Annotated in this window: 20 protein-coding genes; 12 read left to right on the top strand and 8 right to left on the bottom strand. The window is 35.7% G+C overall.

Annotated features, from left to right (window positions below; translation table 11 throughout):
• The first annotated feature begins 50 nt into the window (after window positions 1–50).
• The 12 genes from nirB (at window position 51) to ICJ84_RS10255 (ending at window position 16421) form a co-directional block, all read left to right on the top strand.
• Window positions 51–2561 (top strand): nitrite reductase large subunit NirB, encoded by a 2511-nt coding sequence (nirB, locus tag ICJ84_RS10310; RefSeq protein WP_188216314.1) that lies wholly within the window; start codon window positions 51–53, stop codon window positions 2559–2561.
• 24 nt (window positions 2562–2585) lie between these two features.
• The gene (gene nirD / locus ICJ84_RS10305) at window positions 2586–2963 is read left to right on the top strand and encodes a nitrite reductase small subunit NirD (protein ID WP_188216313.1); all 378 of its coding nucleotides are present in this window, start codon (window positions 2586–2588) and stop codon (window positions 2961–2963) included.
• Window positions 2964–2978: 15 nt separating this feature from the next.
• Complete coding sequence (locus ICJ84_RS10300) at window positions 2979–3563, top strand: DUF4202 domain-containing protein (RefSeq protein WP_188216312.1); 585 nt, start codon at window positions 2979–2981, stop codon at window positions 3561–3563.
• A 13-nt stretch (window positions 3564–3576) separates the two neighbouring features.
• The gene (locus ICJ84_RS10295) at window positions 3577–5394 is read left to right on the top strand and encodes a sensor histidine kinase (protein ID WP_188216311.1); all 1818 of its coding nucleotides are present in this window, start codon (window positions 3577–3579) and stop codon (window positions 5392–5394) included.
• A 116-nt stretch (window positions 5395–5510) separates the two neighbouring features.
• On the top strand, window positions 5511–6176 hold the full coding sequence (locus tag ICJ84_RS10290; RefSeq protein ID WP_188216310.1) for a response regulator transcription factor: 666 nt from the start codon (window positions 5511–5513) through the stop codon (window positions 6174–6176).
• Window positions 6177–6568: 392 nt separating this feature from the next.
• Complete coding sequence (locus ICJ84_RS10285) at window positions 6569–10090, top strand: nitrate reductase (protein ID WP_188216309.1); 3522 nt, start codon at window positions 6569–6571, stop codon at window positions 10088–10090.
• Between the two features lie 6 nt (window positions 10091–10096).
• Window positions 10097–11536, top strand: a complete 1440-nt coding sequence (locus ICJ84_RS10280; protein ID WP_188216308.1) for a rubredoxin domain-containing protein — start codon at window positions 10097–10099, stop codon at window positions 11534–11536.
• A 127-nt stretch (window positions 11537–11663) separates the two neighbouring features.
• On the top strand, window positions 11664–12077 hold the full coding sequence (locus ICJ84_RS10275) for a response regulator (RefSeq protein WP_188216307.1): 414 nt from the start codon (window positions 11664–11666) through the stop codon (window positions 12075–12077).
• 147 nt (window positions 12078–12224) lie between these two features.
• On the top strand, window positions 12225–14159 hold the full coding sequence (locus tag ICJ84_RS10270) for a PAS domain-containing sensor histidine kinase (protein ID WP_188216306.1): 1935 nt from the start codon (window positions 12225–12227) through the stop codon (window positions 14157–14159).
• Window positions 14146–14463 carry an Hpt domain-containing protein gene (locus ICJ84_RS10265; RefSeq protein WP_188216305.1) on the top strand — a complete coding sequence of 106 codons (318 nt, stop codon included), beginning with the start codon at window positions 14146–14148 and terminating at the stop codon, window positions 14461–14463. The genes ICJ84_RS10270 and ICJ84_RS10265 overlap by 14 nt, the downstream gene beginning before the upstream one ends.
• Window positions 14464–14472: 9 nt before the next feature.
• The gene (locus ICJ84_RS10260; RefSeq protein WP_188216304.1) at window positions 14473–15186 is read left to right on the top strand and encodes a LytR/AlgR family response regulator transcription factor; all 714 of its coding nucleotides are present in this window, start codon (window positions 14473–14475) and stop codon (window positions 15184–15186) included.
• Window positions 15187–15647: 461 nt separating this feature from the next.
• Window positions 15648–16421, top strand: coding sequence for a glycosyltransferase family protein (locus ICJ84_RS10255; RefSeq protein ID WP_188216303.1), 774 nt, complete (start codon window positions 15648–15650; stop codon window positions 16419–16421).
• Between the two features lie 102 nt (window positions 16422–16523).
• Here ICJ84_RS10255 and moaA read toward each other — a convergent pair whose 3' ends face one another.
• The 8 genes from moaA to ICJ84_RS10215 form a co-directional block, all read right to left on the bottom strand.
• Complete coding sequence (gene moaA / locus ICJ84_RS10250) at window positions 16524–17531, bottom strand: GTP 3',8-cyclase MoaA (RefSeq protein WP_188216302.1); 1008 nt, start codon at window positions 17529–17531, stop codon at window positions 16524–16526.
• Between the two features lies 1 nt (window position 17532).
• Window positions 17533–18444, bottom strand: coding sequence for a bifunctional molybdenum cofactor biosynthesis protein MoaC/MoaB (gene moaCB, locus ICJ84_RS10245; protein WP_188216301.1), 912 nt, complete (start codon window positions 18442–18444; stop codon window positions 17533–17535).
• A gap of 70 nt (window positions 18445–18514) precedes the next feature.
• Window positions 18515–18958, bottom strand: coding sequence for a molybdenum cofactor biosynthesis protein MoaE (locus tag ICJ84_RS10240; RefSeq protein ID WP_188216300.1), 444 nt, complete (start codon window positions 18956–18958; stop codon window positions 18515–18517).
• Window positions 18958–20040 (bottom strand): HesA/MoeB/ThiF family protein, encoded by a 1083-nt coding sequence (gene moeB / locus ICJ84_RS10235; protein ID WP_188216299.1) that lies wholly within the window; start codon window positions 20038–20040, stop codon window positions 18958–18960. Before moeB ends, ICJ84_RS10240 begins: the two co-directional genes overlap by 1 nt.
• 5 nt (window positions 20041–20045) lie before the next feature.
• Window positions 20046–20846, bottom strand: coding sequence for an NTP transferase domain-containing protein (locus ICJ84_RS10230; RefSeq protein ID WP_188216298.1), 801 nt, complete (start codon window positions 20844–20846; stop codon window positions 20046–20048).
• Window position 20847: 1 nt separating this feature from the next.
• The gene (locus ICJ84_RS10225; RefSeq protein WP_188216297.1) at window positions 20848–21591 is read right to left on the bottom strand and encodes a sulfite exporter TauE/SafE family protein; all 744 of its coding nucleotides are present in this window, start codon (window positions 21589–21591) and stop codon (window positions 20848–20850) included.
• An 18-nt stretch (window positions 21592–21609) separates the two neighbouring features.
• Window positions 21610–21948 carry a winged helix-turn-helix domain-containing protein gene (locus ICJ84_RS10220; protein ID WP_188216296.1) on the bottom strand — a complete coding sequence of 113 codons (339 nt, stop codon included), beginning with the start codon at window positions 21946–21948 and terminating at the stop codon, window positions 21610–21612.
• Between the two features lie 12 nt (window positions 21949–21960).
• Window positions 21961–23139, bottom strand: coding sequence for a molybdopterin molybdotransferase MoeA (locus ICJ84_RS10215; RefSeq protein WP_188216295.1), 1179 nt, complete (start codon window positions 23137–23139; stop codon window positions 21961–21963).
• Between the last annotated feature and the right edge of the window lie 162 nt (window positions 23140–23301).

The raw sequence follows: 23301 nt of genomic DNA, 5'->3' as shown, positions 1-23301 counted from the left end.
CGTATAATTACTTAGTTTTTACTTATATTTGTAATGTAAAATACGTAGTCATGAAAAAAATAATTGTTGTAGGTAACGGAATGGTAGGTTACAAATTTTGTGAAAAGTTTGTAGCTGAAGCTGAAAGTCAGGCTTATAAAATCACTGTTTTTGGTGAAGAGCCAAGACCCGCATACGATAGAGTGCATTTAAGTGAGTATTTTGAAAATCAGGATGCTAAAGCTTTGGAGATGGCACCTCGAGAATGGTATGAAGCGCACGGTATTGAATTGATAACCGGCGAGCGTGTGGCAGATATTCATAGAACATTGAAAACCATAACTACGGCAAAAGACAGAGAATTTGCGTATGATTTCTTAGTGTTAGCGACAGGATCTTCGCCATTTGTACCGCCTATAAAAGGGGTAGAGAAAAAGGGTGTTTTTGTTTACAGAACGATTGAAGATTTAGAAGGTATGCTGGCTTATGCTGCAGAATTGAAAACTAAAAACCCAAATGCCAAAGCAGCTGTTCTGGGAGGTGGCTTATTAGGTTTAGAGGCAGGAAAAGCGGTTTTAGATATGGGCTTAGAACCTCATATTGTGGAATTCGCTTCGAAGTTAATGCCTAGACAATTAGATATACGAAGTAGTCAGATTTTGAAGTTAACCTTAGAATCTATCGGATTACATATTCATTTATGTAAAGCAACGAATCAGATTTTAGGTGATGAAGCCATTACAGGAATGGAATTTGGTGAAGATGATGTCTTAGATGTTGATATGTTAATCATTTCAGCGGGAATTCGTCCTAGAGATGAACTAGGAAAAACCTGTGATTTAGAAATGGGTGTTCGTGGTGGTATTGTCGTCGATAATAAAATGCAGACGTCCGATCCTAATATTTATGCTATTGGAGAAGTCGCACTTTACAATCAAATGATTTACGGTTTAGTCGCTCCGGGTTACGATATGGCTGGAGTTGCGGTGCAGCAAATTCTGGGTAATGAAGATGTCTTAATGCCTGCAGATATTGATATGTCTACAAAGTTAAAATTGATTGGTGTTGACGTGGCGAGTTTTGGAGAACCTTTTATGCCGGCAAGTAAAGGGCATTCTATCATTTTTGAAAACAAAACACAACATTTATACAAACGAATTAATGTAAGTCTGGATGGTAAATCACTATTGGGAGGTATTCTGGTGGGTGATGCAGCGGATTATAATATGTTGCACCAGATTTATTTAAACGGCATGAAAATTCCTGAAGACCCTGCGAAACTAATTCTTCCGGTAAGTGAAGGCGGATCGTCTTTTGGAAGTGTGATGGATTTACCAGATGCTGCGCAAGTGTGTTCCTGTGAGAGTGTGAGTAAAGGCGCTATTTGTTGTTCTATTACCGAAAACGGAAGTAATACGTTAGGCGATGTGATTGCAGAAACCAAAGCCACAACAGGCTGTGGCGGGTGTAAGCCTATGGTGGTGGATTTGGTAAACGAAACCTTTAAATCTCTTGGTAAAGAGGTTAAAGAGGTCATTTGTGAACACTTTAGTTTTAACCGTCAGGAGCTATACGATTTGATTAAGGTGAATCAGGTTAAGGATTATGAGGAAGCCTTAAATTTATTTGGTGATGGCGATGGTTGTGAAGTGTGTAAGCCTGCTTTAGCATCCATTTTTGCAACGATTACCATGGAAACACCGAATAAGCAATTCGCTATTCAGGATACAAACGACCGTTTTTTAGCAAATATTCAGCGTAACGGAACCTATTCTGTGGTACCTAGAGTTGCCGGAGGAGAAATCACACCAGATAAATTAATCGTAATAGGCGAAGTCGCGAAGAAGTACGATTTGTATACCAAAATCACCGGAGGTCAGCGTATCGATTTATTCGGAGCACAAATTCATCAGCTACCGTTAATCTGGAAGGAATTGATTGATGCTGGTTTCGAAAGTGGTCATGCCTATGGTAAGTCCTTAAGAACAGTTAAAAGTTGTGTGGGATCGACCTGGTGTCGTTATGGTATGCACGAGAGTGTCACCTTTGCTATTGAAATAGAAAACAGATATCGAGGTCTGCGTTCGCCTCATAAATTAAAAGGAGGCGTTTCCGGATGTATACGTGAATGTGCCGAGGCCAGAGGTAAAGATTTCGGATTGATCGCTGTAGATGGTGGTTGGAATCTTTATGTGTGTGGAAACGGAGGTGCAACACCAAAACATGCTATTTTATTTGCAGAGCAGTTAGACGATGAAACGGCCGTTAAGTACTTAGATCGCTTCTTAATGTTCTACATTAAAACAGCTGGTCCGCTAGTTCGTACCGCACCGTGGTTAGAAAAATTAGATGGCGGTATAGAGTATCTGAAACAAGTGGTGATTGAGGACTCTTTAGGAATTGTAGACGATTTAGAGAAAGAAATGCAAAGCTTGGTGAATAAATACGAATGCGAATGGAAACAAGCTATTGAAGACCCTAATATAGCTAAACGTTTCAGACACTTTGTGAATTCTGATGATACAGACGATAACTTGGTGTTTGTACCCATGCGTGAGCAGAAAATGCCAAAAGCCTGGTAAATATTCAACCTTAAAATATAAAAAATGCAAGATATACTTAATCAATACAATACAGTAACCGAAGGCGATGTTACTACGTGGTTTGAAGTGGGTGCAGTAACCGATTTTCCTGAAAATAGCGGTGCCTGTATTAAGTACAAAACCAAGCAAATTGCGGTTTATAATTTTGTTAGAAAGAATAAGTGGTACGCTGCTCAAAATCTTTGTCCTCATAAAATGGAAATGGTATTATCCTTAGGAATGATAGGCGATAAGGACGGTATAGCGAAGGTGGCCTGCCCGATGCACAAGAAGAATTTTTCGTTGGAAGACGGGGCGAATTTAAACGGTGATGATTTGAAAATAGCGACTTATCCTGTTAAAATTAAAGACGGAAATGTGTATATTGGCTTTTCAGACTAATATATACCAAACCAAATGGAACCAACAAGATTTGAAACAGCTATAGCTTTAATTGATAAAAAAAATTCGGAAGACCCTAACGTGTATCACAGTCATGGTGTAGATTTTCCAAAGGAATTGTTGTATTCGCAGCGTATGTCTCAAAAACTCTTACAGTTTAAGCCAAACGCTTCAAGAGCGTTGCAACTGGCTGCCAGAGCGCAACATATTTGCCGATGGAAAATAGCCAGAGATGAATATCCCATGGATCGCGTAGGCTATTTAAAATGGCGTGAGACTCTAAAGAAAATGCATGCTGAAATTACGGCGGATATTTTAAAGGAAGTGGGTTATGAGGATGAATTTATCGATCGTGTTTCCTTTTTAATCAATAAAAAATTAATCAAGAAAAATGAAGAAAGTCAGACGATTGAAGATGTGATTTGTCTGGTGTTCTTAGACTATTATTTCGAAGAGTTTGCTGCGAAGCATGAAGATGAGAAAGTGATTGATATTCTTCAAAAAACATGGGTAAAAATGTCTGAAGAAGGACATGAAGAAGCTCTAAAAATTAAATTTTCAGAAAAAAGTTTAGCTCTGGTAAAACAAGCGATTTCTTAAACAATATTTAAATATGACAAATAACGGTAATTCATTAGATCAGCGTACGTTTGATAAGTTAAGCCGTTTGTATATTATTGCCTTAAGTACCATTGCGCTTTCGGTAATTATAAGTCAGATTCTTATTCGTAAGCATTTAAATGCCCAACAAAGTGACTCAACGGTTATCAATGTTGCGGGTAGACAGCGTATGCTTAGTCAGAAACTTACTAAAGATATTGTAACACTTTCTACTGAGCAGGAATTAGAAGAGCGTATTTTGCTTAAAGATAAAATTAAAGCAACACTAAAACTTTGGGAAACCTCGCATTTTGCACTTCAAGAAGGAAATGATAGTTTGGGGCTTCCTAGAGAGAATAGTGACATTATTTCTAATAAATTCCAGAAATTAAATCCAATATTTAATATCATAAGTAGTGCGGCGAAAACGATTATAGAAGATATCGAGAATGTACCGCCGTTACCAAATTCAGCCTTTTCGGAAGACATAAAAAAGGTAAGACAAAATGAAGGTGAATTTTTGTCTGTCATGGACGAAATTGTAAATCAGTATGATTTAGAAGCGAACGAAAAAGTAAGCTGGTTGCGTAGCTTAGAGATGCTACTTACCATATTAACACTTATTATTTTACTGGCTGAATTTTTATTCATTTTCTGGCCAACAGCAAAGTCGGTGAGAGCGACTTTAACCGAACTGTTATTAGCAGAACAACGCGCAAAAAAGATGGCTATTGATGCAGATGAATTTAGTGCCGCTAAAGAAAAATCGATGCGTGAGTTACGTGCTTTAAATCATGCTATGGATGAGACGCTTTTGTTTGCCAGAATTACACAAAATGGTCATGTGGTGCATATTGGAAAACGATTTTCACGATTGTTTAAATTTTCAGGATTTAATGTGACCACTAATTTTTCAGAAGTTATTTCTGTTCATGAAAAAGAGCAGCTGGTCATTGAGCAAATCATTTCCAAAAGCAAAAAAACAGGATGGCAAGGTGAGGTGAAAGCCACTACAAAAGATCATGAAGTGATCTGGCTGGAAATGTCTATTATTCCTTTTAGTCCAACCGATGACCGCTCGGAATTATTAATTATTGCTTCCGATATAACCTCCCGTAAAGCGGCTCAGTTGGAGATTGAGCGCTTAACAAAGGAGAGTTTCGAAGAGAAGATGGATCAGCAAAAAATCATCTCGAGTAAGATTATCGAAAATCAGGAAAAGGAGCAGAATCGTATCGCTAAGGATGTGCACGACGGCATTGGTCAAATGTTAACGGGATTAAAATATAATTTAGAAAGTATTGACATTTCTGATATTGAAAAAACAGCATCGAAAATTGAACATTTAAAGGAACTTACAACCAACATTATTAAAGGGGTTCGAACAGCAACGTTTAATTTAACGCCACCTGAGTTGACCGATCATGGTATTGTTCCGGCATTAAATAAATTAACGCGGGAACTGGCAAAGTTAACAGGAAAGCATATTGTGTTGTTTAATAAAACCGAGTTTAATCTGCGTTTAGATTCTCTGGTTGAGATTAATATTTACCGTATTGTTCAGGAAGCGATTAATAATGCTATTAAATATGCAAATTCTACACATATTTTAGTGTCTTTGTCACACAGTGAAAGCATATTAAGTATTGTGATTGACGATAACGGAAAAGGGTTCGATCCTTCAAAAGTGAAAAAGGTAAAAGAAGGTGATGGTGGAATGGGTATGACCTTTATGCGAGAGCGTATTAAGTATATCGAAGGTCGCTTTTTTATCCATTCCGAGCAAGATAAAGGCACCCGTGTCACTTTAAATATTCCAATAAAAGAGTAAGTATTTTCACTTAAAATTTATACTTTTGCTAAGTAAGTTTTTCGAGAGTATTATTATCAACTTTAAGGGAAGCTTTAGAATTTTAATTATCACTAAGTGATTAAATAAACCGTATTATGAGTGTAATAAATGTAGTTCTAGCCGACGACCATGTGTTAGTGCGAGATGGTATAAAGGCGCTTTTAGAAGATCAAGATGGTATTCAGGTAATTGATGAAGCTTCCAACGGATTAGAAGCTCTTGAAGTTATAAAGACGTGTAAACCACATTTATTAATTGTTGATATTCGTATGCCTGAAATGAACGGTATAGAGGTTGTTCAAAATATTAAAGAACAGAATATTGATGTAAAAACATTGGTGCTATCTATGCATGACTCCGAAGAATACGTGGTTAAAGCGATTCAGGCAGGAGCTGATGGTTATCTATTAAAAGGTGCCAGTAAGGAAGAATTTTTAAAGGCTTTAACCAGTATTGCTGTTGGAGGTAAGTATTTTACCGGAGATGTTTCGGCAATTATTATGAATAATTTTGTGAGTGGTAATGCGGGTAAAGAAACTCCAAGAGTAAAAAAGAAAATCAACGATCCGTTCAATCTTACCAAACGCGAACGTCAGATATTAGAACTGGTTTTGCAGCTTAAAAATAACAAAGACATTGCTGAAGAACTTGAGATAAGTAAGCGCACCGCTGAGGTTCATCGCTTTAACTTAATGAAGAAATTAGAAGTTAAAAACCTAATGGAATTAAGTAATAAAGCGAAAGAGTATCAATTGGTTTAACGGTTGTACTTCATTAAAATTTATTAATACTCGTATTATAAGCTGTAATACGAGTATTTTTTTTAGCAGATTCCTAAAATCATATTTCATTAATTAAGAAAATAGTATTTATCTAACAATACGTATTTTTTTGTTTTAAAAATTAAGTATTTATACTTAATTTTGTAATAACAGGAGGTGTTCTTAGTTGTTTTTTACTCGAAAATTTGTTAAATGTTATTTGTTTGGTAGGTAGTTTCTAGAACATATTCCCTTTAAAAACATAAGTTATGGTTCGTTGTGTTGTTAAATATAGAAAAGAAAGTATTCCTTTTTGCTGTATTCTCAATAATGTCGACTCCCGTGCTTGGTGAAATTAAAATGTTATAATTTAGTATAAAACACAGTGGTTTATGTTAAAAAATGAAATAAAAACAACGTGTTCGTATTGCGGTGTAGGTTGTGGAATTATCGTTAAAAAAGATAATAACAATAAAATCTTTGTTGAAGGCGATAAAGATCATCCTGTAAACAAAGGAATGCTTTGTTCTAAAGGAATGAACCTGCATTATGTTGCTAATGACACTTCAGACCGAATTTTATATCCTGAAATGCGCTGGAGTCGTTCGCACCCTCGTGAGCGGGTTAGTTGGGATGATGCTTTAGATCGTGCTGCGAGTGTTTTTAAATCAATAATTAAGAAACACGGTCCCGATAGCGTTGGGTTTTACGTTTCAGGACAAAGTTTGACAGAAGAATACTATATAGCCAATAAACTAACCAAAGGGTTTTTAGGAACAAATAACATCGATACCAATTCCCGTCTTTGTATGAGTTCAGCTGTAGTCGGATATAAAAAAACCTTTGGTGAAGATAGTGTGCCTATTTCTTATGCCGATATTGAATTGGCAGATTGTTTTTTAATTACAGGAGCTAATCCAGCCTGGTGTCATCCTATTTTATTCCGTCGATTAGAAAAGCATAAAGAGGAAAATCCCGATGTGAAAATCATTGTGGTGGATCCTCGTAAAACTGATACTGCTAATTTTGCCGATATCCATCTGCAACTCATTCCTGGAACCGATATCATTCTCTATAACGCTATAGCACGAAGTATTTTTGAACGCGGATTAATGAATGAAGAATTTGTTAAAAATTATACGGAAGGTTTTGATAAATACAATCAGCAATTAGGAGAAACTACTGTCAAGGAAGCTTCAAAATTATGCGGTGTTTCTGAAAAAGATATTAGAAAGGCTGCTGATTTTATTGGGTTGGCGAAAGGCTTTATTAGTATGTGGGCCATGGGGCTTAATCAAAGCGTGGTTGGGACCGATAAGAATTTTGCTTTATTGAACTTATCACTAATTACCGGTCAAATTGGTAAGCCGGGATCAGGACCGTTTTCGTTAACCGGTCAGCCTAATGCTATGGGGGGTCGAGAGGTAGGCGGTATGGCTAATTTATTGGCGGTTCATAAAGATTTAATGAATGAAGAACATCGCCGTGAGGTCGCTCAGTTTTGGGGGGTTGAAAAGATTTCACCTAATCCGGGTCTAACAGCAACACAAATGTTTGATGCTCTTGAATCAGGAAAATTAAAAGCCATCTGGATAGCCTGTACCAATCCGTTGGTGAGTTTGCCCAATACCCATCGTATAGAGAAAGCAATGAAGAACGCTAAGTTTGTCGTGGTTCAGGAAATTTCACATAAGTCAGACACGGTAGCCTATGCTGATTTGGTATTGCCAGCGGCAGCTTGGTTGGAAAAAGAAGGAACCATGACGAATTCTGAGCGACGTATTTCTTATTTACCTAAAGAAATTAATGCGCCAGGAGAGGCTAGACCGGATGTTGAGATTTTTTGCGATTTTGCGCAGCGTATGGGCTTTCGAGGTTTTAATTATAATAGTGCAGAGGAGATTTACGATGAGTATGCGTCTATGACCAAAGGGACTAATATAGATGTGTCTTTTTTAAATTACGATCGATTAAAGAAAGAAGGTACGTTTCAGTGGCCGGTTCCAGAATACAGACATCCAGGTACGCCGAGGTTGTTTCAGGATAAAAAATTCTATACGCCTTCACAAAAGGCCATATTTAATGTGCCGGCAGGTATCATTAATACATCGCTCCAGCCTAACGCAGACTATCCTTTAATTTTAACTACTGGTCGAGTACGCGATCAGTGGCATACCATGACGAAAACCGGAAAGGTATCCCGATTAAAAACTCATTATCCCACGCCAGTTCTAGAAATTAATCCGGTAGATGCGTTTTTATCTAAAATTAAAGATGGTGATATTACAGAGATAAAAAGTGAAAATGGTACCGTTCGAGTTCGGGCGAAAGTGACCGAAAACATAGGTAAAGGCGTGGTGTTTTTACCTATGCATTGGGGAAAACAATTGCAAAGCGACCTAAACAGAGCTAATAATTTAACGAATACACATGTCGATCCGCAGTCGAAAGAACCAGACTTTAAATTTACCCGTGTATCGGTTTCAAAATACAAAAAGCCGGTAGAAAAAATTATTATTGTGGGAGCAGGGGCGGCAGCGTTCAGGTTTGTGCAGAATTATAGAGAAAATAATCAGGAAGATGAAATTCATGTCTTTTCAAAGGAGCCGAATTTGTTTTATAATCGTGTATTGCTTCCGGAATATGTCACAGAAGAATTAACCTGGGAGCAACTGCTAAAAATCAAACAAACCGAGTTAAATAAACTGAATATTAAAATTCATACTGAAACACTAATAAATAAAATTAATTCAGAACAAAAAGAGGTAACCGATAGTTACGGAGAACAGCACACGTTCGATAAGTTAATTTTAGCGACTGGAAGCCGAGCATTTATTCCAAATGATGTTCAAATTAATCTTCCGGGTCGTTTTACCATGCGAAATAAAGGTGATGCAGATAGTTTTAAAGCCTATTTAGACGCCACAGGATTGCCTCCGGAAGAGCAGCACATCGTTATTGTTGGTGGTGGATTATTAGGGTTGGAGCTTGCAGCGGCGATGAAGCATAAAAATGTAAAAGTGACCATCATTCAGCGTGCTTCAAGGTTGATGGAGCGTCAGTTAGATGCGATTTCCAGTAAGTTGCTGTCGCTGGATGTTCAGGAGCGTGGGATTCAGATTTATTTTGATAACGAGGTAAGTACGGTGTTTGATGATGAAGATACCGGGGAATTAAACATTACCTTAAAGAGTGGTAAATTCATCACAGCTAACGCTATTGTTTATGCCATTGGTACGATTCCTAACGTGGAGATTGCTCGCGAAAATGGAATTGTTTGCGGACGAGGCGTTAAGGTTAATCAGCATTTACAGTCGTCACATCCCGATATTTTTGCCATTGGCGAAATAGCAGAATATAATAATCAGTTATTCGGAATAACTTCGGCTGCTGAAGAGCAAGCCAATATACTTTCAAACTTTATTGCGGGTGATATAAGTTGTGCATACAATGGCTCGGTATTGATGAATATTTTAAAATTTAACGATCTTAACCTGTGCAGTATTGGAGAAATCAATGTTCCTGAAAATGACGATTCTTACGAGGAAATTATCTTTACCGATATATCGAAACGCTACTACAAGAAATGCATTGTAAAAGATGATTTGTTAATTGGCGCGGTGTTAATGGGTGACAAAAATGAGTTTGCTGAATTTAAGACCATGATTGAAAGTAAAATTGAAATGGCCGATAAACGCAACACCTTGCTTCGCGGTGCTTCCAACGATGTGCCGGTACTTGGTAAGCTGGTGTGTTCTTGTAGTCAGGTGGGAGCGGGAAATATTGAAGAAGTTATTCAACATGGTTGTACAGATTTTACCGAGCTGTGTAATAAAACGGGAGCCGGTTTAGGGTGCGGAAGCTGCAAAACAGAAGTTAGAGAAATTTTAAGTAGCACAAAGGTTTTATCGTAAATAGTTATGGAAATTAAAAGAGAAGAATCGTATCGATTGAGAATAAACGGCGGTGTATTATCTCCGGGAGAGTTGAAATATATATGTGAAGCTGCCGAAGGTTTGGGTTTAGATGCCATTTCATTTGGTTCTCGACAAGATATTATATTCCCCGAACAAATAGATGAACGTAAATTTCCTGATTTCGATAAGATCAAGTTTACAAAACCCAAGCGAGATGGTATGGAAAATATCGTTTCGTCTTACGTGTCTGCCGATATTCTACCGAGTACTTCATGGTTAACCAGTGATCGGTATTTGTATGTTTTAGAACAGTTTAAACATAAGTTGAAACTCCGTGTTAACATTACTGATCCTAAACAGCGTCTAGTGCCTTTGTTTACGGGGAACGTTAATTTTGTAGCTTCAGAACATGAAGATTACTGGTATTTGTATGTGAGACTTCCGGAATGGAAAAAAACCGTGATGTATCCTGCTTTAATTTATAGCTGGGATATGTATAAAATAGAACGAGCCATTGAAAAGGTTTTAGTTGAAGAACCAGAAAACATAGAAACGCTTTTCGAACTGGTTAGTGATGCCGTCGACACAAATAACAGAACCGTAGACCGGCCTTTAGAAGTGCCTTTTTATCCCTTTCCGTATTATGAAGGGATGAACCGTTTTGGTGATAAATACTGGTTAGGCTTGTACTGGAGGAATAACCGTTACGACATTAGATTTTTAAAAGCTATGTGCGATTTATGTGCCGAAAATAAAATTGGTAAAATTTCCATTACGCCTTGGAAGTCTTTTATTGTAAAAGGGATTCCAATGAAATTTAAATTACAATGGGAAAAATTTTTAGGAAGTTACGGGATTAATGTACGGCATTCTATGTTGGAGTTAAACTGGCATTTGCCGGTTTTCGATTCAGCAGCATTAAATTTAAAAAAATACCTAGTCACCAATTTTGATCAGAATGATATTAGTACCTACGGACTCACCTTTGGTATTGCCAATTACGAAAGTAGAACCTATCATTTTACATCTATCGTTATTGAAAAAAATAAGCAACCCGAAAATTTAGGCGATTTTGTTATTCGTGATACCTATAATTTGCTGTATGCTAAAAATTTCGACCCGAATACCCGCGAATACATCATGCATGTTCAGGATGTAGATAAGGTAGAATTACCTGGATTGTTAATGGAGTTGAGTAAATTGTATTTTGAGCAATTAGGCACAGAATATGACAAAGAAGTGGAGAAGGATATTAAAAAAGAAGTTCACGAAGAGGAAGTCTACCAATGCAAAGAGTGTTTAACTATATACGACCAGATTTACGGCGATATAACGCAGCATATTTCTCCAAATACAGCGTTTGAAAATTTACCAGAGAGTTATGAATGTTCGCTTTGTGAGGCGCCAAAGAGCAGTTTTGAAAAGAAGGTATTGGTTAAGTAGGAAATTTAAAATCCATCCGTCGACACTTTTTTGTCATTGGTCTACACTTGAATTGAAATCAACGAAATCAAAGGCAGATTGACCGAAATAGTAATATTTTTGAGTTTCATTTTGATTAGATTTAATAATGAATCCCCCATTAAACATCTTACTTATTGAAGACGATGCTATTGAAATCATGAAATTACATCGTGCCATTTCATCGTTAAATCTTAGTCATAATATTATTGAAGCGCATCATGGAGAAGAAGCGCTTGAAATTCTGGAGCAAAAAGATAATCTTCCTGATATTATTCTTCTAGATTTGAATATGCCTAAAATTAATGGTATCGAATTTCTGTCAATTTTAAAGAATAATGACATTTTAAAATATGTACCAACCATTATTTTAACAACGTCTAGCAATCAAAAAGATTTATTGGAGTGTTATAAAATAGGAGTGGCCGGTTATGTTTTAAAGCCTTTAAAGTACGATGAGTATGTTTCAAAAATCGAAAATCTACTTAAATACTGGAGCATGAACGAGCTCATAAAATTATAATTTCAATAGTGCTTTTTTTTTTAGTCAAAAGCTTTCTTTTAAAAATTTATAAAGTAAATCCTACTTTTTTGTTTTCAATTCTCGTGTAATAATCGTTACTTTACTAAGAGAAACGAAATGTCGTGCCCTAATTTTAATACTATATTAATGAGTCAAGATGAAATTGACATATTAAAACAGCAATTAGCTAAAGAAACCGCTGCCCGTATTGCTCTAGAATCCCAGCTTTTGGAGATGAATAATCGTTTTGAGGATTCTAAAAATTTTCTTCAATTGGGATGTGAAAGTATTGTTGATGCTTTCTTAATTATGGATTTAACGGGTAACATTCTTAATATGAACGAAAGTGCCCGAAAAATCCTGAATTTAAAAGAGAATGGTATAGGTTACAACCTTATGGCTATGGTGAATGCTAACGATTTTGAAAAAGTTAGTTTTTCATTTAAACAGCTATTAAAAGAAGGTATTTTAACCAATTTCGAGTTAAAAATTACGACACCACTTCAACAGGAAAAAATAGTACATATTAATGCTAATGTTGTTTATGAAAACGGAGAAGCAATAGCCGCTCAGGGCATTATTCGTGATATTACCAAAGAAAAAGAAGCAGAAGAGAAATTAGTTGAGTCTGAAAACCGATTGGCTACGGTGATTTCAAATCTGGATAAAGGTATTTTGTTGGAAGATGAAAACAGAAATATTATTGTTACCAATAGTAAGTTTTGTGAGTTTTTCAATATTCCTTTAAAGCCAGAACAGATGGTTGGTTACGATTGTAGGGCAGCGGCAGAACAGGCCAAACATTTGTTTAAAGAATCAGACGCATTTGTTGATCGAATTGAAGAAATAATTGACGGCTGTGAAATGGTTTTGGGGGAAGAATTGGAGATGACTGATGGTCGGGTGTTTGAACGCGACTATGTGCCGGTTTTCAGAGATGGCGAACACAAAGGACATTTGTGGACCTATAAAGATTTTACCTTAAGACGTCAATATAGAGAAAACTTGGATCAGGAACGTTTAAAATACCGAAACGTCATTACTAAAATGAGTTTGGGTTTGGTTGAAGTAGACCTTCAAGATTGTATTACCGTTGCCAATGAAAATTTTTTAAGGATGTCTGGCTATTCTTCTGAAGAGCTTATGGGTCTCGATGCGAAAAACTTATTTAAGTTTGACCAGAAGTTTATGGAAGAGAAACGCGAAAACCGAGATCAAGGTTTAACCGATTCTTATGAAATTAAAATGATTACCAAAGCAGGAGAAGAACGGGATTGGTTAGTGAGTGTGGCACCTAATTATGATAGTACAGGTAATATGATTGGCTCTATTGGTATTCATTTAGATATTACCGATGTTAAAAGTTTAGAGCGTGAAAAGGTAAATCTATTGGAAGCTTTAGAGCGAAGTAATAATGAATTAGAGGAGTATGCCCATATTGTGTCGCACGATTTAAAATCGCCGTTGCGTAGTATAAATGCTTTAGTGAGTTGGATTAAAGATGACAATAAAGGGACATTAGACGCGCCCACAATTCAAAATTTAGGCTTAATTGAAACCACTTTAGAACGTATGGAGCATCTAATTTCAGATATTTTGGCTTATTCCAGTGTTGGGTTTTATGAAAATGAAAAAGAGCCTGTTGATACACAGGAGATCGTTCAGGATTTAATTCAGATTTTATACATTCCAGAACATATAACGATATACATACTAAAGCCGCTTCCGGTGGTGTTTGGACATAAAACTAAAATTCAGCAACTTTTTCAAAATTTAATCAGTAATGCCATTAAGTTTATTGATAAGGACAAAGGACTCATTTATATCTCTGTTGAAGAATTAGACGACTGTTATCAGTTTTCGATTCAGGATAATGGCATGGGTATCGAGAAGAAGTTTCATAATAAAATATTTAAGGTGTTTCATGCTTTAAAGAAGAGCGATGAATCTACAGGAATAGGCTTGTCTATTGTGCAGAAAATTGTGGAATTGCACAACGGAAAAATATGGTTGGAAAGTAAACCAAATAAAGGAACAACATTTTTATTTACGATAAAAAAAGGGTCAAATGGAACAGCCTAATATGTCATATATCCATAGTATGTCTGGAGGTGATAAAGTCTTCGAACAAAAGCTAATAGATATTATTAAGTGTGAATTTCCTGAGGAAAAAGCTGTTTTTTATTCTAATTTAGAATTGGAAGATTACCAGAAAGCAGCAGATAATGTTCATAAACTTAAACATAAAATTCTTATTTTGGGCCTTGAAAAAAGTTATCATACAGCAGTTGCATTTGAGGAGAAATTGAGAGAAGGAGACGTAAATTTAAAAGCTGAATTTGAAGCTATTTTAATAACCATAACCAATTACCTTAAAACATTATAATAGAGCTTTATGAATTGTATTATTATTGATGATGAAGAAACAGCTAGAGCGATATTAAGCCAACTGTGTTCTAAAACTGAAGATTTAACTGTTTTAGAGACGTTTCCTAATGCAATTCAGGCAATAAAGTTTTTAAATCAGCATCAGGTCGATTTAATTTTTCTGGACATTCATATGCCAGATTTTACAGGTTTCGACTTTATTCAGACCTTAAAAAATCCGCCCAAAATCATATTAACAACATCTGATTCTAAGTTTGCTATTGATGCTTTTGAATACGATTGTATTGTAGATTATTTAGTGAAGCCAGTGCTTCCTGCACGTTTTGAAAAAGCTGTTTTAAAAGCTAAAAAGACAGAGTTAAAGCAAGAGGTTATTATGGAGTCTGAACCTAAAGAGCCAACAGTTGCCGATAACGACCTGTATGTGAATATCGACAGACGACTGATAAAAATAGATATCCCAAGTATTTATCTTATCGAAGCTAAAGGAGATTATATTCATATTAAAACGCAAACTAAAAATTACACGGTACATTCTACTTTAAAGAAAATTGAAGAAAAATTACCTCACGATTTGTTTTTAAAAGTACATCGTTCATTTATTATTAATGTTGATGAAATTGTTGATATCGAAGATAATAGTGTGCTTGTAAAAAAAGATGTTGTGCCTGTAAGTCGATCAAATCGTCCGGAATTAATGAATCGCTTAAATCTGCTTTAACGAGTTAACATATCATTACTTCCATTCGTCTACACTAAAATTTCATTCGACGAAAAATACAGTTTAACTCATTTATAACGAATTACCTTTGTTATAGGTAAATAGTCATGGTGGGTTATTTTTAAGTGTTTTAACTTTTCATATTTTTTTAAGTTATTCTATTTACTCAATAATGTGTTAAAGCATGGGGGTGGTAGTCCATGCGACAAATAAAATAGAGGGACAATTATGTTTGAATGATTAATAGCAAAACTTCTATTTTAAAGGCAAAAACGAAAGTTTTTGCCTTTTCTTTTTAAATAAGATTTACTTTGAAAATTATCATTTTTAAGAATAATTATTAGATCATATTTCAACTAAAGTAAACAACCATTCGTCTACAGTAATTTGAATTTTAACTAAAATCATGAATCGATTTCGATAAAAATGACAAATTTGTGTAAATAAAATTGTAACGTTTGATGAGATTAGCAATAATAACCACATACCCGATAAGCAAAGATGCATTAGGTGATTATGCTTATCAATTAATTAAACATTTCAGGTTAAGCGAAGCTGTTTCCGAAATCATTTTATTAACTAATAAAAGATATGGAAGGAATGGTTTGTTTTTTACAGAAACAGGCTGCAGAATTCTGGTTAAAGATTGCTGGTCTTTAAATAGTTTATCAAATGGTTTTTCTATAAGTATAACAATCAATGACATTAAGCCGGATGCTGTAGTTTTTGATTACAGAGAATCGATGTTTGGAGAGAACAAGATAGCCAATACTTTAGTAGGATTAGTTCCTGTATTTTGCAGATTAAAAGGAATTCCTAATATCAATATTTGGCATCAGGTAGAAGATGAAAATCAGTTTGAATCGATTCGTAAATTTTTGTTAAAACAATTTAATAAATGGATGATAACAGCCAATCATATTATTGTAACCAACCTGTATGATGAACAACGTCTAAGGGAAAATTATAATATAAATAATATCTCATTTGTACCACAATGCATTAATATCCCTGAAGGACTAAATGTCTCTCAACTAACTAAACTAAACCGAATTTCGAACTTTGGGGGTATTATTGGGTACGATACAACAGAAGAATTGAGTGGGAAAACAGAAAAATCGATTTCGATTATTAAGGTGGTTGATGTTTGTGTAAACATGTTTGAAAATTTGGCTAAAACGGAAACAGGTTTATATGATAAAAAGGTGAGTCAAATTACCTTAAAAACAAGTTAGTGTATTGGGGTTACTCTCTCAATATTTGGTTTAAGCACCAAATTTTAACCCTTTCCTTCAAGGAAGTCTTTTGGCTTCCTTGATTTGTAAAAAAACACAGTATTACCCGCCAATAGTAATCATACTGCGGTTTAGGTTATGACGCTCAGGTTTCTGGAGTTTATCTAAGGTATTCATGCCACCACGAATTTTAAACTTTGCTTTTACAGCTTTTTCAATTACAGGATCTATGGAATTTCCTGCGCGAAGTGTTCCTAAAATATCAGATTCTGTAGCCGAGAACAAACAGTTTTTTAATTGGCCGTTAGCTGTTAAACGCAGTCTGTTACAGGAATCACAAAACGGATTAGTTACCGAACTGATTATAGCAAAACTGCCGGTGTAACCTTTTATTTTATAGTTTTTAGAGGTGTCGTTTGGAGCATCCTGTAGACGTTCGACTTGATTTTCAGAAAACGATTCGTAAACCCGATCCATAACATCTTTGTAGGATACCATTTTACTCATATCCCATTTATTACCATCAAAAGGCATGAATTCTATGAAACGCACCGATACCGGTAAGTCTTTCGTGAACTTTATGAAATTGATAATTTCATTGTCGTTAAAGTCTTTTATTAAAACGGCATTTACTTTGACTTTAAAACCTTCTTTAACTAAAAGTAAAATGTTGTTGTGAACTTTTTCAAAATTATCCCGGCGAGTAATTTCCTTGAATTTATCACGATGAAGTGAATCCAGACTAATATTCAAACTTTTTACGCCATAGGCTTTTAAGACGTCTACAAATTTGTCAATAATTACGGCGTTTGAGGTGATAGAAATTTCAACGGGGAGCGACGCCAGCTTTTCTAAAATTATCGGGAAATCTTTTCTAACCAAGGGTTCGCCGCCGGTTAATCTAATTTTTGTGACTCCATGTTTTACAAAGGTTTTTGCAATCTCGTAAATTTCTTCGTAAGTCATTAAATGGCTTTTAGGAGAAAGTGGCACACCTTCTTCGGGCATACAATAAGAACATCGCAGATTACAACGCTCTATTAACGAAATTCGTAAATAGGAATGGTCTCTACCAAAATTATCCTGTAATATGTTTTTTTCATTTTTCATGTTAGTCGTGTCTTACACCTCTTAATACTCCGAAAATATGTAATATTGAAGGGAAAACCGCGTCCATAGATTCTTTAGCTCCATTAGTGGAGCCTGGTAATGCCAGAACTAAAGTGTTTTTAATCGTTCCAGCCACACTTCTGGACAGCATCGCATAAGGAGTTCTATCCTGACCATAGTTGCGAATCGCTTCTTCAATTCCGGGAATGCGTCTGTCTAAAACGGGAATCAACGCTTCCGGGGTTACATCGCGATTTGAAAGTCCGGTACCGCCCGTATAAATGACTAAATCGATACCCGCTTCCTGATATTCTTTGGCTTTATTTTGAATGATTTCCGATTCATCAGGAATCACGATATAATCTTCAACTTCTACATTACTCGCTTCAAGTTTTTCAATAATGGCCTTTCCAGCTCTATCTTCTTTATCGCCTGCGGAAATAGTATCTGAACACACAATTACAGCAGCCTTAATATCAGTTCTAAAACGGTTTTTAAAATCTGATTTGCCGCCTTTTTTGTTTAGTAATTTAATGGCGTGAATTTCAATGCCTTTATCGATGGGTTTCAGCATATCATACATATTTAAAGCGACCACGCTAGCACCATGCATGGCTTCCACTTCAACACCTGTTTTGTAAATGGTTTTTACAGTGAATAACACTATAATTTCTAATCCGTTTATGTCGTATTCCACACCTGTGTATTCGATGGGTAAGGGATGGCAATCCGGTAAAATATCAGGAGTGCGTTTAACACCTAATAAGCCAGCGGCTTTACTCATAGCTAAAACGTTGCCTTTAGGAACTGTGTCGTTTTTGATGGCTTCAATAGTTTCCGGTTTACTGACTTTAACGATAGCTTGAGCCGTAGCAATTCGTAATGTGGTATTTTTGTGTGTAATATCTACCATTTTATGTTTTTTAGTTGGATGTTTTTTAGCTGTTATCGACTTAAGGATTTTACAACTAAACAAATCACATTTAATTATTCGCTTTCCATTGATGTGAGGCGTCTTCAAAAATTTCTTTTCCAAAAACGGGCACATGAGCTTTTATTTCTTCAACAATATATTCTAAAGCTTCAAAAACCACTTTTCGCCTTGGTGAAGACACAAAAACAAACAAACATATTTCGCCTGCTTTTACAGTCCCTAAGCTGTGGTAAATGTGCAGGCAGGTTAAATGAAATTTTTCAAAGGCAGCCTCACGAATCTCATGAAATTTTTCATTGGCCATACCTTCATACGCGGAATACTCAATGGCAGAAACCGTTTTTCCATCAATAATATCGGCGCGTACTTGCCCTAAAAATATATTATGAGCGCCAATGCTGGTTTTGGTTTGGTGTTTAGCAATAGAATTCCCAATGAATTCTGATGAAATAGCGCCTTGCTGAAACACATTTTTTATCTTTTTATCTGTCATTATTCTTGATTTTGTTGGATTAAGTATTCAATAATATCAGGAGCACCTTCTTTAATACTGTAACAATGTTTGATATTTAAATTTTGTAGTATAGAAGCCGCTTGTTTACTTCGGATACCAGACTGACAAAATATATATTTGTCTTTATTGGGGTCCAATTGATTGATATGCGCATTCAACTCACTTAAAGGAATAGAAGTTACAGATATGCCTTCAATTTTAGGAGTTTCATGTGTTTCTCGAACATCGATAAGCTGAATGTTATTTTTATCTAAAACGTCTTCAATTGAAACAACTATCGCTGGTATTTCGCAAAAAGTTTCTGTAGTTTGAGTGGTGAAACTGTTTTTGTTTTTTAGAACCTTTTCAATCTCATGATTGTTTTTAGAGATATTTAAAACAGTTGTTTGACTATGCAATGCATTGTAGCAAAGGAGTTTCCCTGAAAGTGTATTGCCGATTCCTAAAATGATTTTTAAGACTTCGTTAGCCTGCATGGAGCCAATAATACCAGGTAGTACACCTAAAACGCCAATTTCTGAACAATTAGGCACGGTGTTTTTCTCCGGTGCCTCCGGAAACAAACAGCGGTAGGTTGGTCCGTTTTGATAATTAAACACAGAAACCTGACCTTCAAACTTATAAATGGCTCCAAACACCAACGGTTTATTGGTAATCACGCATGCATCGTTGATTAAATAACGGGTTTCAAAATTATCGGTGCCATCTACAATGATATCGTATTGATCAAAAAGGTCTAACGCATTTTTATGGGTAAGCCTTTCTTGGTATTCGATAACAGAAATGCTGTCGTTTAAATCTTTTAGACGTTGTTTGGCGGCTAAAGCTTTGTTTTGGCCGATTGATGCTGTACCAAACAATATTTGTCGTTGTAGGTTGGTTATATCCACTACATCAAAATCTACAATGCCAAGTGTTCCAATACCTGCGGCGGCTAGGTATTGCAGAATAGGGCAACCTAATCCGCCTGCGCCAACTACGAGAACTTTGGTGTTAGAAAGTTTATCCTGACCAATTTGACCAATTTCTGAAAGTATAATATGTCTACTGTATCTATTCATGATTTTCATCCACCAGCAAATGGTGGTAATAGGGCAATTTCTTCGCCGGTTAATAAGGTTTCATTTGAAACTAATGTTTTGTTTTGAGCTACTTTAAATTCCTTTTGTTGTAAGGCTGGGTATTTTAAAGTGAGTGATTTTATTAATTCGTAAATTGTGGATTTGTCATGCTCGATAGTTTCTTCGTGTATTTGAGTTGCTTCAGCAATTTGGCCGAAATATTTAATAGTAATTGTCATTTTTAATTGGTTTAATTCTTCAAGGGTATTTATGTTTATCACACAATCGGCTAATTGATCATTTAATGTTATGGTTTTTACGCGGCATTGATTTACAGCGTATCGTAACCGACGTTCATCCTCATTTAAAAGGTTTATAAGGGTCTCGGCGCAGGACGTTTTGTAAAGTGCCACCAAAGGCATGGTTTTTCCGTAGCTTTCAACTTGAATAATATCGATGTCTTCAGAAGCATTATCAATCAATAATTGTAATGCTTCGGGTTTTATTAATGGAATATCGCAACTTAATACCAGATTAAACACTGTTTTTGAAGCTTTTAACCCAGAATAAATCCCGGCTAGAGGTCCGGAATCAGGAATAGCATCTTCAATACGACGTTGATTAAATATATCATAATCAGCATGGTTTGAAACGATAATAATTTCAAAAACCAGAGGAGATAATGCATCAATAACATGTTGCGTAAATGGTTTTCCGTTAAGGGAAATGAAGCCTTTATCGGTACCCATGCGGCTGCTTTTTCCTCCGGAAAGAATTATCCCCGTTATGTTATTTTTTGTTATCATGTTAGGTGAGGACTAATTTAAAACAAGCAATAACCAATACAAAAGCTAAAATGTAACGCAATGCTGTGTTGTTTATTTTTTTACTTCCCAAGTACCCTCCTAAAACTCCTCCGATAAGCGCAACGGCAACCAGGATAAAGGATTCTTTTTCTAAAGTGACGCCACTACTAAACTGACCAATGAGTCCTGATGCCGAATTAACCCAGATAAACAGTGCTGAAACGGCAGCAGCTTCTTTCATTTTACCCCAATGTAATAATAAAATTATGGGTGTAAGAATGATGCCGCCACCAATACCGATAAGTCCTGAAAAGAATCCTATAATACCGCCAACCAAAAGGCCTTGCCAAAGCTTAACCTCTTTAGTAGTTTCGTTCTCTTTTCCGAAGACATTCAGCATTTTTAAAATAGCGAAGACTAATAAAATGGCCAATATCTTTTTATAAATAGAAGCATCAATTTCAATAGTTCCGCCTAAAAAAGCGAGTGGAATAGAAGTGATGGCAAATGAAATAAATAGTTTTTTATTGAAGAATCCACCGCGGTAATAGTAGTAAAACGATATCCCGGCGACAAACAAATTTAAAAGCAGGGCAGTAGGTTTCATAGTTTCTGGAGCAAATGAAAACAACGCCATTAAGGCTAAATACCCGCTGGCGCCACCGTGACCTACACTGGCGTATAAAAATGATACCACAGGAAGTAGTAGCAAAAAGGCATATATATGTTGATTATCTAAAAGCATATTATAGGAGCTATGGGATTAAAGAGCTTTAATTTTTTCTAGTTGAAGTTCTAAAAAATCCCAGCAGTTTTTATTGATGTCATCAAAAGCGAGAATTAGCGATTTACCATATCCTGTTAATTCGGCTCCACCACCACCTTTACCACCAATAGTGTTTATGGTTACTGGTTTTTTAGCTGATTTGTTTACCGAATCGATTAAATCCCATGCTTTTTTATAGGAGATGTTTAAGGATTTGGCTGCTTTAGATAAGGAACCGGTTTCATCAATGGCTTTTAAGAGCTGTACTCGACCTTCGCCTAACAACACATTATCTTCATGCTCAATCCAGATGCGGCTTTTTATCTTGTAACTCATAACAATGGGGTTTTAGACAGGAAGCAAAATGACTTCAACCAAATCATCAACTTTTATTTTAGATTGATCTTCGGGCATAAATACCAGGGCGTTACAAATAGCATAGGTTTGCAGCATAGATGAGCTTTGACCTTCTAAAATAGTAACCGTATTGCCGTTATAGGTAGCTTTTAAGAATTGTGGGCGATCGCCATGTTTTTTGAATATAGAATCTGATTTTACCTGAATTCGAGGTAATTTATAAAATTCGCTATTCATTAGGCGTTGTAAAGCTGTAAATACATAAATATAAAAACATGTTAATGATGCCGCGGGGTTACCTGGTAATGCAAATATGTAAGTATCTTGTTTTGTTCCAAAAAACAGGGGTTTTCCTGGTTTTTGATTGACTTTATAAAAATGCTCTTCAACCTGTAATGCTTTTAAGGCCTGACCAACAAAATCGTAATCGCCAACCGAAATACCTCCGGAGATAATTACTAAATCATGTTCTTTAATAACATGATCTAATGTGTTAAGGGTTTCATGATAATCATCTTTTACTTTATGAATAGTTACATCGTAGAATTTAAAACTATATAAGGCGCTTAGTAGCATTTGCGAATTACTTTCATAAATCTGTCCGTATTCTAAGTGTATTCCAGGTTCCACTAATTCGTTTCCTGTGGTTAAAATCGCAACGGAAGGTTTTTTATAGACGTTCACTTCTTTAATGCCTAGTGAGCTTAAGTAACCAATGGCTGCTGGAGTAAGTTTAGTGCCTTTTGCTAAAGCCAACTGGCTTTTTTTTACCTGCTCACCAACATCTCTGATATTCATATTTATAGCAATAGGATTCTCCAGTTTAATGGTATTTTCGTTTCTAGTAACTTTTTCCTGCATGATTACTGTATTCGCAGAATCGGGAACCGGGGCGCCAGTAAAAATGCGAACGGCTTCCCCTTTTTTAAGAATAGGCTGATGGTTGTCACCAGCTTTTATTTCAGCAATTACAGTATAAGTCAGCTTATCGTGCCAGTTTAAAGCGTAACCATCCATAGCTGACTGCCTGAATGGAGGCATATTCATAGGCGCGTAAATATTACAGCTTAATTTGTAACCTCCTGATTTTTCCAGAGGTTTTGTGGTTTCTATTAGTAAAGGTAAACATTTGGTTTTTACTATGTCTATAGCTTCGTTAATTGTAATCATAAGAAGTCGTTATATATAAACAAATATAACGATATTTTTAAAATAAGAATAATAAATACGTAATTTTTGTATTTTGTTAAGTATTAATACTTATATTTGTTGTGGGTAGAAATTAATATTATAGTTTAATCATTCGTTTTTTAGTTGGAAACCACCATTCTA

Source organism: Aestuariibaculum suncheonense, from assembly GCF_014596935.1.
Classification (GTDB): domain Bacteria; phylum Bacteroidota; class Bacteroidia; order Flavobacteriales; family Flavobacteriaceae; genus Aestuariibaculum; species Aestuariibaculum suncheonense.
Note: the sequence above shows the minus strand (reverse complement) of the source record. Positions and strands in the feature narration are given on the sequence as shown.